Raw genomic sequence first — 14503 nt, 5'->3', positions numbered from 1 at the left:
GCAGTGTAGAAATGGCTTGATGTGTTTTAGTAATGATAATTGTCGAATTTGCAAATTCGCGTATAGACAAATCAGCCTATATTTATACTTTAATAATCCTATAATATATTGGTATAAGCCATCGTTAATAGACTAAAATATGATATATTTGAATTTTAAAATAAAATAAAAATGCGAAAAATAAATAGGTTATTCTATTGGTCATTATCTCTGGGAAGTGTTGTGGCTAGTGCACAACAAAGTGCCGTTTATACCGGTGAACTTTCTGAATTTAATCATGCCGTAGCATTATTTAAAGAAGAGCAGTATTTAGCGGCCCAAATCTTGTTTGACAAGATTAAGCTGGCACAAAATAATCAAGAGAATGAGCTGGAAGCGGAATGTGCCTATTATATAGCTAATTGTGCTATTAGATTGGAACAACCCGGAGCTGAAGAAAAAATTGATTTATTTGTAAAGAACTATCCAACGAGTTCAAAGCAAAATCAAGCCTATGTAGAAGTGACTAAGTTTTATTTTGACCAAGGCGATTTTGCAAAATCGTTACGCTTTGCTCAGAAAGTAAAAGAAGATGCTATGAGTGAGCGCGATTTGGATCGTTTTTATTTTCAAAAAGCATACGGTAACTTCTCCGTTAAAAATAAAAAAGAGGCTCAAAAATATTTTACCAAGGTTAAAGAAAGCAAAGAATACGGCGAACAAGCGGTGTATTACTTGGGTTATATAGCTTATGATTCCGACAATTACGAAGATGCCAATCAGTTGTTTGAACAAGTGGAAAGCAAAGAGAAATACAAGGAGAAAATGGGGTATTTCCAAGCGGATATGAGTTTTAAATCCGGAAATTTTCAAAAGGCAATTGACCAAGGGTCGGCTCAAATGAGTAAGGCTACCGATGAAGAGAAATCGGAATTGTCTAAGATTATTGGAGAAAGCTATTTTAACTTGGGTCAATTTGATAAGGCGCTACCTTATTTGTTGGAATACAAAGGTAAAAAGGGAAGATGGAGTAATACCGATTTTTATCAATTGGGTTATGCCTATTATAAATCGAAGGATTATGATAAGTCCATAGAACAATTTAATAAAATTATCGGAGGAAATGATGGAGTAGCTCAAAATGCTTATTATCATTTGGGGGAAAGTTATTTGCATACCGACAAAAAACCACAAGCGCTAAATGCCTTTAAGAATGCTTCTGAAATGAGTTTTGATACCAAAATTCAGCAAGATGCTTATTTAAATTATGCTAAATTGAGTTATGAAATCGGAAATCCTTATCAAAGTGTACCTGGGGTTATAACAGCATTTTTAGCTAAATATCCCGCTTCGCCATATAAGGAGGAATTGGAGTCCTTGTTGATCGATTCCTATATCACTTCCAAAAACTATAAAGAAGCCTTGACGCTTTTGGAAAACAATAAAAGTATCCAAAACAAATTGGCTTACCAGAAAGTTACTTTTTACCGAGGTTTAGAGTTCTATTCGGAAAGTAAATACGACGAGGCCCTTTCGTTATTTAATAAGTCCCTTGCAGAAAAACAGGATGCTAAGTTTACTGCACGAGCACACTATTGGAAAGGCGAAACGGAATTTAACAGCCAGCAATTTGCAAAAGCTTTGGAATCGTACGGGGCTTTTTTATCGATTGCAGAAGCGACTAAAACGCCGGAATATCAAAATATAGAATACAGTAAGGCATATGCTTCTTTTAAGCTTAAGCAATATGAAGCAGCTGCTGCTGCATTTCAAAAATACGTCAATACAACTAAGGCAGATGCCTCTAGAAAAAATGATGCCTACGTAAGATTGGGTGATTGTAATTTTGTATTGGGTAAATATTGGCCAGCGATGGAGGCTTATAATAAAGTTATCGAAAGCAATACTGCCGATGTGGAATATGCTACTTTTCAAAAAGCGATGTCTTACGGTTTTGTCGATAGAAACGACCGTAAAATTGACGATTTGAATGCGTTTATTAAAAAATATCCCAAATCAAATTATGCAGATGATGCCTTGTTTGAGATTGGAAACACCTATATCACAACCAACCAAGCGCAAAAAGGCGTACAGGCATTGGATCAATTGATTAAGAGTTATCCGACCAGTACTTTTGTATCGCGAGCCATCCTTAGACAAGGATTGGTGTATTACAACAGTAATGAGAACGACAAGGCTTTGGTAAAATTCAAAAAAGTAGTATCGGACTATCCCAATACTGCAGAAGCTACAGAAGCCGTTTCCAACGCGCGATTGATTTATGTCGATAATGGACGCGTGGATGAATATGCAGCTTGGGTTAAGGATTTGGATTTTATAGAGGTTTCCAATTCGGATTTGGACAACGATACTTATGAAGCTGCTGAAAAACAGTATTTGCAAAACAACACGGCACAAGCCACCAAAGGCTTTGCTTCTTATTTGGCTAATTTCTCCAATGGAGCACATGCTTTAAAAGCGAATTTTTACTTGGGTGAAATATTTTATGCAGCCAAAGACATAACGACATCCATACCTCATTTTGAGTTTGTAGCATCCAAAGCGCGTAATGCATTTACAGAACCGGCCTTAGCTCGTTTAGGAGAAATTTATTTATCGCAAAAAGAGAATACGAAAGCTGTAGAGGTATTAAAGAAATTAGAGACCCAGTCGGATTATCAGCAAAATATACTCTTTGCTCAGTCAAATTTAATGAAGGTTTACTACGATCAAAAAAACGACGCTCAGGCGGTGGTTTATGCAGAAAAAGTATTGAGTAATCCGAAAGTAGATGCTAAGGTGAAAAGTGATGCGCAAATCATCGTGGCTCGTGCGGCATTTAATGCAAAAGATGAAGTTAAGGCGAAAGCAGCCTATATCAAAGTGGCTGAAATTGCCAAAGGAGAATTGGCGGCAGAAGCACTTTATTACGATGCTTATTTTAAAAATAAAGAAGGAAAATTTGAGTCGTCCAATGCCGCAGTGCAGAAGTTGGCGAAGGATTATTCAGGATACAAATATTTTGGAGCTAAGGGCTTGGTATTAATGGCTAAGAATTTTTACGCCTTAAAAGACAGTTATCAGGCGACGTATATATTGGAAAGCGTAGTTAAAAACTTTAGCGATTTCCCAGAGGTAGTTGCCGAAGCGCAAAATGAACTGAGTACGATTAAAAGAGAAGAGTCTAAGCGAAATTCTTCTGTTTCAAAATAATTCTTCACAACAAAAAATTGAACGATGAACAAATCATATTTATATAGTTTTTCTGCCTTAACCATACTTTTGTCTGGTGCGGTAGTGGCACAGGAAAAAAACAAAAAGGACGAAAATATAGGAACGGAAGTAGTTAATGTGGTACGTCCGTATGAGGCAACGATTTCCGATGCCTTTAAGGTTCGTGAAACACCAAATTTAAACGACGAAGACAACAGTCAGAAGAAAAAAATTAATTATTCTATAAATTCCTTTCCCGTAGCATCGACCTTTGTACCGGAAAAGGGGAAAGCGGCAGCCGTTGAAAAAGACGCGCGTATAGCGGCTTTTAATAACTATGTGTTGTTTGGAATAGGTAATTATTTAAATTTAAGAGGCGAGCTGTTTTTGACTCATAAAATCAGTGAAACCGATTATGTGGCAGGACTTGTAAAACACTTTTCCTCTCAAGGAGGAATTAAGGATCAGATTTTAGACGATTCTTTTGCAAAATCAGCGGTAGAATTAACCTATGGAAGTAAGAAAGAAAAATTCAACTGGAATATTGATGCGGGAGTGCGCAATCAAGTTGCCAATTGGTATGGACTTCCTATTAAAGAAGTTGATTTTAGCCCGATTAACACGGTAAATATCGATGAAGAACAGCAATATAGAACGGTTTATTTAGGAGGTAAGGTGGAGTTTAATAACAGTCCATTGGCTGCTATAGATGTGCAATACAAACGTTTTTGGGATGCCTTTGACGCTAAGGAGAATCGATTTTTTATTAAACCTAGAATTGAAACGGCCGTAGGTGAGCAAGAGGTAACGGTAAATTTAGTGGTGGATTATGTGGCTACTGATTATGAAATGTTTCAAAATCAATACAAAGAGAATAATCAACAATTGAATTTGGGAGTAGAACCGAGTATTTCCTTTCAAAATGAAGCCTATTCCTTACAATTGGGAGCGGGACTGTATTTTAATGATTCCAAGGTAAAAGGAGAAACTGACAATGCGTTTTACGTTTATCCACAGGTTAAGGCTTCGGTAAATTTGGTTGATAATATCTTGATTGCCTATACGGGAGCTGAGGGAGGATTAAAACAAAATTCTTATGCTGATTTTGTTGATCAAAACCCATTTATAAATCCTGGTAATGCCATATTGCCAACAAATGAGCAATACAATCTTTATGTGGGGTTAAAGGGTAAACTAGACAATACCATATCCTATAATATACGTGCTTCTTATAAGAGTGAAGACGATAAAGCTTTTTTTAGAAGCAGCGAGTACCAAGGCGGAATTGGGGCATTGGGTTATAATTACGGAAATTCATTCGATTTGATTTATAGCAATCTAAAAAGTTTGGGTTTTTATGGGGAATTGCGATTTGATTTCGAGAAGAATGTAAGTATGGGAATCAATGGGACTTTTAACCATTATACGACTGATTTACAAGAAGCGTGGAATATGCCAACTGCAAAAGTAGGAGCGGACATACAAATCGAAATCACTGATAAATGGTTTGCCGGTACGGAAGTTTATTTTGTAGGAGAGCGTAAAGATGTATTTGTCAACGGAGGTATAGTTGATCAAACAACCGCGGGTTCGGCTTCTAACCCTATTGTAAAAACTTTAGAGAGTTATGTAGATTGGAATTTAAAATTGGGATATAGACCTTCTAAAAATTGGACTGTATTTTTAAATGGAAACAATTTACTCAACAAAAATTATGAGAATTGGAACAATTTTAAGGTCCAAGGAATACAAATTATGGGAGGAGCTATGTACAAGTTTGATTTGTAAGTAACATAATATTTTTAATTAAGGGGTCGATATCTATCGATAACTAAAAAACATTATTAAAGCAGTAAAGGTGCGAAAGCCTTTTACTGCTTTTTTTTTTGGTCTATATTTTCCGGTTATACTTCGACTTGAGGAGTCTTTTTCTACAGCGTGTTACTGCTTCTTTTTTACGGCTATTACTATGGTGCTTTTTGTCAATAAAATCGGCTTAGGGTAATGTAAAAGGTGTCGGAGCGGCAATTATATCGCTTGCTCTAAAGTTTTTGAAGTATGTAAAAAAGCAAAGTCTTGTGGATCCTTTTTTTATTTTTAATAAAAACCGTGTTATTTAATTTTTTTTTCTAATAAATCAGCGAAATATTTAAAATAATTCGCGATATTAAATTTTAACAAAAAAAAGTCTCTTAATGCGATTTTATTAAATTTTTTATATCTTTCAATAAATTTTTTTTCAATTAGGACTTTAGCCGATTATGAGTAGTTTTGTAATAAAAAGCAAGCCTAAAATAAGGACGATGTAATCGTTGTTTTAGGTGTTTGTTGAAAACGACTATAAACGCTGTGCTTTAGTAGGACTTGTAGAATTATAATTCAGCAACAAAAAGCAACATAAAAATAAAAAATAGGTTCGTCAATCGAGTCTTGTTAAAATCAAACAAAATGAATATTAAAGAGAAACTCCTCCAAACGCATCTTGAAATCATCACCGATAAGATCGATGCCTTTCAAGAAATGATTTCCCAAATGTCATTAGATGCTCAGAATGATGCTAAAAGTTCTGCAGGTGACAAACACGAAACCGGTTTGTCAATGATGCATTTGGAGCAAGAGAAATTAAGTCAAAAGGTTAAGGAAGCTATTGAAACTAGGGAGGCTATCTCTAAAATTGATGGTTCGCGGTCTTCTGATACAGTTGGATTGGGTAGTTTTTTAAGAATCAATTCCATCTATCTTTTTATCTCTGCAGCGTTGCCTAAATTGGTTATAGATGATATGTCTATATTGTGTATTTCAACAGATGCTCCTTTGGCACAAGCCTTAATGGGCAAGAGGTTAAATGATACCATCGTTTTTAACGGCTCAGATTTTTTAATCAACCATTTGGAATAAATAGCCTGTTCTCTGCTGTTTTTAGTTAAACGGGATAAGTGTATAATCACGTTCTAATTCCCGCGCTAAAACCAAATAGTGGAGGCCGGTATTTTGAATCGAAAAAGGGCAAATCACCACTTTTTGTAAAAGTTAAAGTATCTGTAAATTTTAGCATTTATGTAATCAAATTATAATTCACATTTGGAGTGTTTTGTGTTTTTAGGTTAATAATTGCGAAGCGGTTGAATCTGCTAAACTTAGCCGTTGGTTTTGAAGTACTTTTGTTTTTAAATAATTGTATTTCAGAGGTTTGTTTTGAGCTGGGTTCGTCTGGTTGTGTTGTGCAAATATTTTAAATAAGAATTAAAATTTGAAAGTGTCTAGTTCTCTTAGAAGACTAGGCGCTTTTGCTTATATCCACTTTGATGTAGTCGCAAATTAGTTTGTGAAAATGAAAAACAATTCCGATTAATGTTTAAATTTAGCGCGTGATTTTGGTGATAAAATGCTGAAAATAGTGTATATTTGCTCGTTACACATAAAAATACGATTTTTAGAATATTGATTATGAGCGAAGAAATAAATAAGAATAGTTATTCTGCAGACAGTATTCAAGCACTGGAAGGAATGGAGCACGTAAGAATGCGCCCATCCATGTATATTGGTGATGTTGGACCGCGTGGATTACACCATTTGGTTTATGAAGTTGTAGATAACTCAATTGATGAGGCTTTGGCCGGACATTGTGATTTAATCCATGTTATTATTAACGAAGATAATTCCGTAACCGTTGAAGATAACGGTCGTGGTATTCCCGTTGATATGCACAAAAAAGAGGGTGTTTCCGCTTTAGAGGTGGTTATGACTAAGATTGGTGCAGGTGGAAAGTTTGACAAAGATTCTTATAAGGTTTCGGGAGGACTTCACGGTGTGGGGGTTTCCTGTGTAAATGCGCTATCGGAACATTTACAAGCAACGGTTTTTAGAAATGGTAATATATACGAACAAGAATATTCCAAGGGTAAACCTTTATATCCTGTTAAACAAGTAGGTGAGTCTGATAAAAACGGTACCATGGTTACGTTTAGACCAGACAGTACTATCTTTACTCAAACCTTAGAATTCTCTTATGATACGCTTGCGGGTCGTTTAAGAGAATTGTCGTTCTTGAACAAAGGTTTGACTATTACTTTGTTGGATAAAAGAGAAACGGATAAAGAAGGAAACTTTGTAGGAGAAACCTTTCATTCTAAAGAGGGATTAAAAGAATTTATTCGATTTTTAGATGGGAATCGTGTGCCTATTATTGGTGATGTCATCAGTATGGAAACCGATAAAGGAGATGTACCTGTGGAAGTAGCGTTGATTTACAACGATACCTATTCAGAAAATATTTTTTCTTATGTAAATAATATCAATACACACGAAGGAGGTACGCATTTGCAAGGTTTCCGTAGTGGATTGACTAGAACTTTAAAGAAATATGCCGATGCTTCGGGATTGCTTGATAAGTTGAAATTTGAAATTACCGGTGATGACTTTAGAGAGGGATTAACGGCTATTATTTCAGTAAAGGTTATGGAGCCTCAGTTTGAGGGGCAAACCAAAACCAAATTGGGTAACCGTGAGGTAGTATCTCCGGTGAGTCAAGCTGTAGCAGAAATGTTAGAGAATTATTTGGAAGAAAATCCAAACGATGCTAAAATTATTGTGCAAAAAGTTATTCTAGCTGCACAAGCGCGTCATGCTGCTAAAAAGGCAAGAGAGATGGTTCAGCGTAAAACCGTAATGACCGGTGGCGGTTTGCCAGGGAAATTGTCGGATTGTTCGGAGCAGGATCCAACTAAATGTGAGGTATTCTTAGTCGAGGGAGACTCGGCGGGTGGAACTGCTAAACAAGGACGTGATCGTAATTTCCAAGCGATTTTGCCTTTAAGAGGTAAGATTTTGAACGTAGAAAAAGCGATGATTCACAAGGTTTTTGAAAACGAAGAGATAAAAAATATATTTACAGCTCTTGGAGTTACTATTGGTACAGAAGAAGATAGTAAAGCCTTGAACTTAGAAAAATTGCGTTATCACAAAGTAGTGATTATGTGTGATGCCGATGTGGATGGTAGCCACATCGCCACTTTGATTTTGACTTTCTTCTTTAGATATATGAGAAGTTTGATCGAAAATGGGCACGTTTATATTGCTACACCGCCTTTGTATTTGGTTAAAAAAGGCCAGCGTAAAGAATATGCTTGGACAGATACGGAGCGTAATGAGATTTCGGAAAAAATGGGATCTGGATTTGCTATCCAAAGATATAAAGGTCTTGGGGAGATGAATGCAGAGCAGTTATGGGACACTACCATGAATCCAGAACACCGAACCATGAGAAAGGTAACTATAGATAGTTTAACAGAAGCAGACCGTGTATTTTCGATGTTAATGGGAGACGAGGTTCCGCCTCGACGAGAGTTCATCGAGAAGAATGCGATGTACGCTAAAATTGATGCATAAAAAAAAGGCCAATCTCTATAAGATTGGCCTTTTTTAATTTTAATTCACTATCTTGGACAGTAGATTAAAACCAAAAATAATATTTATGAAAGTAACAATAATTGGAGCTGGAAATGTAGGTGCATCATGTGCCGATATCATTTCGTACAGAGAAATTGCTAGCGAAGTAGTTTTGTTGGATAGAAAACCAGGTTTGGCAGAAGGAAAAGCAATGGATATCATGCAGTGTGCTGCAACGACGGGTTTTAGTACTCGTGTGATTGGAGTAACGGATGATTATTCAAAAACAGCAAACAGCGATGTAGTTGTTATTACATCTGGAGTTCCGCGTAAACCGGGTATGACCCGTGAAGAATTAATAGGTATCAATGCAGATATTGTAAAAAGCGTTTCAGAAAACCTGCTTAAACATTCGCCTAAGGCTGTTTTAGTTGTGGTTTCTAATCCTATGGATACCATGACTTATTTGGCTTTAAAAGCCACGAAATTACCTGCAAACAAGGTAATCGGTATGGGTGGAGCTTTAGATAGTTCACGATTTAAGTATTTCTTGTCGAAAGCATTGGATAAACCGATTGGTGATGTACAGGGAATGGTTATTGGAGGACATGGTGATACCACCATGATTCCGTTGACCAGATTAGCCTCTTACGTGGGTAATCCGGTGAGTGATTTTCTGTCTGACGACATTTTGAATGCTGTAGCTGCAGATACTATGGTAGGGGGAGCAACACTAACTGGTTTGTTAGGTACTTCTGCTTGGTATGCACCAGGAGCGTCTGTTGCTTTTTTGGTTGACAGTATTTTGCATGATCGCAAGCGCATGATTCCGTGTTCTGTTTGGTTAGAGGGCGAGTATGGACAAAGTGATATTTGTCTTGGAGTTCCTTGTATCATTGGGAAAAATGGAATAGAAGAGATTGTAGAATTGCAACTAAATAAGCCCGAACAGGATAAGTTTGATAAAAGTGCTGAAGCAATTAGAACGATGAATTTGGATTTAAGAAATATTTTAGAATAATAATAACTTTATTTTAGATAAAAAACTGCCCTAAAGGGTGGTTTTTTTTTGGATATTAATGAGAAATAAATTGCTTATCCATTGTGTATATCATATATTTGCTCGTTTTTAAAAATTAGAAATAATTAATTTTAGTAATAATGCAGAATAAAGGACTCGTTAAATTTTTTGCAATAATATTTGCATTGGTAAGTATTTACCAACTTTCATTCACATTTGTTACTGGTCATTTTGAGAAAAAAGCAAAGAATTTTGCTGGAGGAGATTCAGAAAAGGAAATGCAATATCTCGATTCAATCGGTAACGATAAGGTCTTCTTAGGACATACTTTTAATGAAGTGAGAGCCAAACAAATCAATAAAGGTCTCGATTTAGAAGGGGGTATCAATGTGACACTTCAAATCTCTATCAAAGACATCTTGAAAGGATTGGCAAATCATTCAAAAAATGCTGTGTTTAATAAAGCTTTAACCGAAGCTGATTTAAATAGAGAAGGTAACCAAACTTATTTAAATGCTTTTTACACCGCTTTTGACAAAGAGTCTAAAGGTGCGGTAAAATTGTCTTCACCAGAGATCTTTGCCAATCGTAATTTAGCTGAAATTACAATTGACATGACCGATAGTCAAGTAAAATCAGTACTAGACAGAAAGGTTAAAGAATCTATTGAAAGTGCATATAGAGTTTTTAGAGAACGTATAGACAAATTTGGTGTTGCTCAACCAAACATTCAGATGATGGGAGAGACAGGAAGAATCTTAGTAGAGCTTCCGGGTGCTAAAGATGTGGATAGAATCAAGAATCTATTGCAAAGTACTGCCCAATTAGAATTTTGGGAAACCTATAAGGTTGATGAAATGGGTAGCTTCTTAATGGCGGCTAACGAAGTTTTAAAAACAACAGAAAAATCAAAAGTCGAAACTCCGGCTGTAGTGAAAGATTCTACAAAAACGGAAGGTTCGGACATCGATAAATTGTTAACTGGAGTTTCTAAGGATTCTACAGCTAAAAAAGAAGTAAATCCATTATTGGATTATATGGTAATGGGAAGTCAAGCTGGAAGCCCGATTTTAGGTTTTTTCCAGACTAAAGACACCGTTAAAATTAATGCGTATTTAAAGCGTTCGGATATCCGTTCTCTTTTAACTGCTGACCAACGTTATGCTCGTTTTGCTTGGGGAAAACCAAGCAGAAAAACTCCGGATTTAGTAGAGCTTTATGCACTTAAAACTAATAGAGACGGTATTCCTCCATTGAGTGGAAGTGTGATTACTTCTGCTAAAGATGAATTTGACCAATTTGGACGTCCATCGGTTTCTATGCAAATGAGCCCTAAAGGAGCAAAAGCATGGGAAGCATTAACTGGTAAAGCTTTTACAGAGCAATCGAATATTGCTATTGTATTGGATAATCAAGTGTATTCTGCGCCAGGAGTAACTACTGGGGCTATTTCTGGAGGAAGTTCTGTTATTACAGGTGACTTTAGTGTTTCAGATACTAAAGATTTAGCGAATATCTTAAGAGCGGGTAAATTACCGGCTTCTGCAGATATCGTTCAATCTGAAATTGTTGGGCCATCTTTAGGTCAAGCAGCTATTGATGCAGGTATGATGTCGTCTATTTTCGGATTGTTGATGGTGACGATGTGGATGGTATTCTATTATGGTAAAGCCGGATGGTATGCTAACCTTGCTTTGATTTTAAACTTATTGTTTTTATTTGGAATTCTTTCTAGTTTAGGTGCTGTATTGACTTTGCCTGGTATTGCAGGTATTGTTTTAACAATGGGTACTGCGGTAGATGCGAATATCATTATATTTGAAAGAGCTAAAGAGGGACTGCGTCAAGGCAAGTCGTTGGTAGAGTCTATTAAAGAATCTTATAGCTGGACTGGTGCGATGCGTTCTATTATTGATGCCAACGTAACCCACATACTTACAGGTCTTATCTTATTTGTATTTGGATCAGGACCGATTAAAGGTTTTGCTACTACTTTGTTAATCGGTATTGTAACTTCTTTGTTTACATCTATTTTCATCGCGAGAATGTTTATGGATAAAGATGCTGAAAAAGGTAGAAAATTAAATTTCTGTACGTCAATTACTAAAAATTGGTTTACCAATTTCCATTTTGATTTCTTGGGAATTAAAAAATATACTTACGGTATTTCTGCTGTAATTGTTATAGTGAGTTTTGCTTCATTCTTTATCAATGGTTTTGATCAAGGTACCGACTTCGTAGGAGGTAGAACATTCCAAGTGAAATTTGAAAAACCAGTAGAGGCCAGTCAGGTTTCTGAAGAGTTGGGGGAAGTTTTTGGTGTAAACGTAGAAGCTAAAGTTTTTGGAAACAAAAGCCAGTTGAAAATTACTACCAAATATAGAGTAGAAGATGAAGGTGCTCAAGTAGATCAAGAAGTAAATGAAAAACTTTACAACGGATTGAAAAAGTATTTCAATGGAATAACTTATGAAGAGTTTGTCAATGCAACAGAAGGAAAATCGGTTGGTATTATTCAAGCATCTAAAATAGGTCCAAGCATGGCTAAGGATGTGAAAACAAACGCTTATTGGGCTGTAATTGGTTCGATGGTAGTTGTGTTCTTATACCTATTGATTTCATTCCGTAAATGGCAGTATTCTTTGGGTGCTATTGTTTCTGTAGCTCACGATATAATATTTGTATTGGGTATGTACTCTTTACTTTACAAATTCATGCCATTCCATATGGAAATTGACCAGCATTTTATCGCTGCAATTCTTACTGTAATTGGATATTCGATGAACGATACGGTAATTGTATTTGATAGGGTAAGGGAGTTTATCGGTGGAAAAACAAAAGGTGATTTTAACCAAATTGTAAACGACTCCGTAAACACTACTTTATCTAGAACAATCAATACCTCTTTAACATTGATCATGGTATTATTTATCATGTTTATCTTTGGAGGAGATTCTATTAGAGGATTTATCTTCGCCATGTTGGTAGGTATTATTGTAGGTACATATTCTTCATTATTCTTAGCAACTCCAGTATTAGTAGATACTATGCCTAAGAAAGATAAAGAAGAAATTGAAAGATTACATAGAGAAAGTTTAGAAGAGGTACAAGCTTAGTACTAAATGATAATTAAAAAAGGGCATCTAATTCAGTTTAGATGCCCTTTTTGTTTTAAACTGTGTTAAATCATTGTATATATCAATCGCTTTTTTTAATTTAGTAAAAGTAGCGTGGGTGAGTAACATCAGTTGTAGTGCAAATGGTAGTAGGTAGTAATCAGTAAGGATGTTTTTTAGCGCTGTTTGTATCGTATTGATTCAAAAAAAATATTAATGTTCAGTTCGTGTAAATGAGAGCAAAAATTTAGTACTTTTACTTAAATTTATTGATGCTCAGAATTGAATATAAATTCATATTTTAGTATAATAAATTTGCAGACTTATAAAAACGTAAAAGCGAAGTCTGTTCCTTTAAATTCATAAAATGGACACATACCCCCAGATTATGACATTGTTCCTTGTAGCGGGCAATGTCACCGAAGAGATTTCAGCAGCTAAGTTACTGTTGACGCTTTTTCTAGTATTTTTAAATGGTTTTTTCGTAGCAGCAGAGTTTGCTATTGTTAAAGTTCGTTCTTCACAGATTCAAGCGAATCAAGACATCAATGCCAGAGTTGCAGAAGTAGCCAAAGGCATAGTCGATAACCTCGATGCTTATTTAGCAGCTACACAGTTGGGAATTACCTTAGCATCTCTAGGTTTAGGATGGGTAGGAGAAAGCTCTCTTACACCTGTAATTATGAGTGCTTTCGGACTGTTCGGACTAGAAGGGGAGGAATGGGCAGAAATTGCTAGAAGTGTTTCATTTCCAATAGCTTTCCTTATTATTACCATATTGCATATTGTCTTTGGTGAGTTAGCACCGAAGTCTATTGCTATTCATTTTCCAGCCAAAACAACTTTTGCATTGGCTTGGCCTTTAAAGATATTTTATTTCGTTTTTAGACCGGTAATTTGGTTGATGAATGGTTTGGCAAATGCTATTTTGAGAATGATTGGTATTAAACCCATCCACGGTAGTGATATACACTCTGAGGAGGAATTAAAAATGATTATCACTCAAAGTCAAGAGGGTGGAGCTATCGAAGAAACAGAACGCCTTTTGATTCAAAATGTTTTTGATTTTGATGATCGACGCGTATTAAATATACAGACTTTGCGTAAAAATGTTTCAGCAATAGAAATTAAAACTTCTGTAAAAGAGGCTATTGATTACGCTATCAATGAAGGATATTCGCGTTACCCGGTTTACGAGGATTCCTTGGACAACATCAAGGGTATTGTTTATACAAAGGATTTAATTAAAAAATTGTTGAGTACACCAGAAGATACCGAAATAGCATCTTTATTGCGTCAACCTATTTTTATCTCTGAGGGCGCTTTGATTAAAAACGTTTTAAAGCAGTTTCAGAAAAAACACATTCAAATGGCTGTGGTTACGAATGAGGTTGGAGAATTTTCCGGTATCATCAGTATGGAAGACATTTTGGAAGAGTTAGTTGGAGAAATTCAAGATGAATACGACAATGAAGAACCTATTGTTACTCGTGTTTCGGAAGGGGTTTATAATGTAAATGCACACTATAATCTTTCTGATATTAACCGTATGTTGCCTTATAAGTTTGAAGAAGGAGAACATTATGATACCCTTGCCGGATTGATAGCACAGGTTTATTATGATACGGAATTAAAGGAAAACGATTCGATTGACTTAGAGTGCTATAGTGGAACCATTTTAAAAATGTACCGTAACTCGGTTGAAAAAGTACAATTGTCGCTGCATTTAGACTTGGAAAACACGGATGTGGTAGAAGAGGAGTAGTTTTTACCTTTCGCGATAGCT

7 protein-coding genes are annotated in these 14503 nt (G+C 35.8%); all 7 read left to right on the top strand.

Annotated elements, in window-relative coordinates:
* Positions 1-171: 171 nt before the first annotated feature.
* The 7 genes from KO524_RS02430 (at position 172) to KO524_RS02400 (ending at position 14482) form a co-directional block, all read left to right on the top strand.
* A complete protein-coding gene (locus KO524_RS02430; RefSeq protein WP_219289288.1) occupies positions 172-3192 on the top strand; it encodes a tetratricopeptide repeat protein in 3021 nt (1006 codons plus the stop codon).
* Positions 3193-3216: 24 nt separating this feature from the next.
* Entirely contained in the window at positions 3217-4980 is a 1764-nt protein-coding gene (locus KO524_RS02425; protein ID WP_219289284.1) for a TonB-dependent receptor, read from the top strand.
* A 660-nt stretch (positions 4981-5640) separates the two neighbouring features.
* The gene (locus KO524_RS02420) at positions 5641-6090 is read left to right on the top strand and encodes a GreA/GreB family elongation factor (protein WP_219289281.1); all 450 of its coding nucleotides are present in this window, start codon (positions 5641-5643) and stop codon (positions 6088-6090) included.
* Positions 6091-6639: 549 nt separating this feature from the next.
* A complete protein-coding gene (gene gyrB / locus KO524_RS02415) occupies positions 6640-8580 on the top strand; it encodes a DNA topoisomerase (ATP-hydrolyzing) subunit B (RefSeq protein WP_219289278.1) in 1941 nt (646 codons plus the stop codon).
* Between the two features lie 85 nt (positions 8581-8665).
* On the top strand, positions 8666-9601 hold the full coding sequence (locus KO524_RS02410; protein WP_219289265.1) for a malate dehydrogenase: 936 nt from the start codon (positions 8666-8668) through the stop codon (positions 9599-9601).
* A 140-nt stretch (positions 9602-9741) separates the two neighbouring features.
* The gene (secDF, locus tag KO524_RS02405) at positions 9742-12717 is read left to right on the top strand and encodes a protein translocase subunit SecDF (protein WP_219289263.1); all 2976 of its coding nucleotides are present in this window, start codon (positions 9742-9744) and stop codon (positions 12715-12717) included.
* Between the two features lie 367 nt (positions 12718-13084).
* The gene (locus KO524_RS02400; protein ID WP_219289245.1) at positions 13085-14482 is read left to right on the top strand and encodes a hemolysin family protein; all 1398 of its coding nucleotides are present in this window, start codon (positions 13085-13087) and stop codon (positions 14480-14482) included.
* Positions 14483-14503: the final 21 nt, after the last annotated feature.

It is taken from the genome of Flavobacterium sp. NKUCC04_CG (assembly GCF_019345525.1).
Lineage (GTDB): Bacteria > Bacteroidota > Bacteroidia > Flavobacteriales > Flavobacteriaceae > Flavobacterium.
The sequence above is the reverse complement of the archived record's forward strand: the minus strand, read 5'-3'. Positions and strand labels throughout refer to the sequence as shown.

What these genes read in the sequence shown, in the direction of transcription:
- KO524_RS02430 (WP_219289288.1), top strand. Translation starts at nt 172, where the DNA reads ATGCGAAAAATAAATAGGTTATTCTATTGGTCATTATCTCTGGGAAGT.
- KO524_RS02425 (WP_219289284.1), top strand. Translation starts at nt 3,217, where the DNA reads ATGAACAAATCATATTTATATAGTTTTTCTGCCTTAACCATACTTTTG.
- KO524_RS02420 (WP_219289281.1), top strand. Translation starts at nt 5,641, where the DNA reads ATGAATATTAAAGAGAAACTCCTCCAAACGCATCTTGAAATCATCACC.
- gyrB (WP_219289278.1), top strand. Translation starts at nt 6,640, where the DNA reads ATGAGCGAAGAAATAAATAAGAATAGTTATTCTGCAGACAGTATTCAA.
- KO524_RS02410 (WP_219289265.1), top strand. Translation starts at nt 8,666, where the DNA reads ATGAAAGTAACAATAATTGGAGCTGGAAATGTAGGTGCATCATGTGCC.
- secDF (WP_219289263.1), top strand. Translation starts at nt 9,742, where the DNA reads ATGCAGAATAAAGGACTCGTTAAATTTTTTGCAATAATATTTGCATTG.
- KO524_RS02400 (WP_219289245.1), top strand. Translation starts at nt 13,085, where the DNA reads ATGGACACATACCCCCAGATTATGACATTGTTCCTTGTAGCGGGCAAT.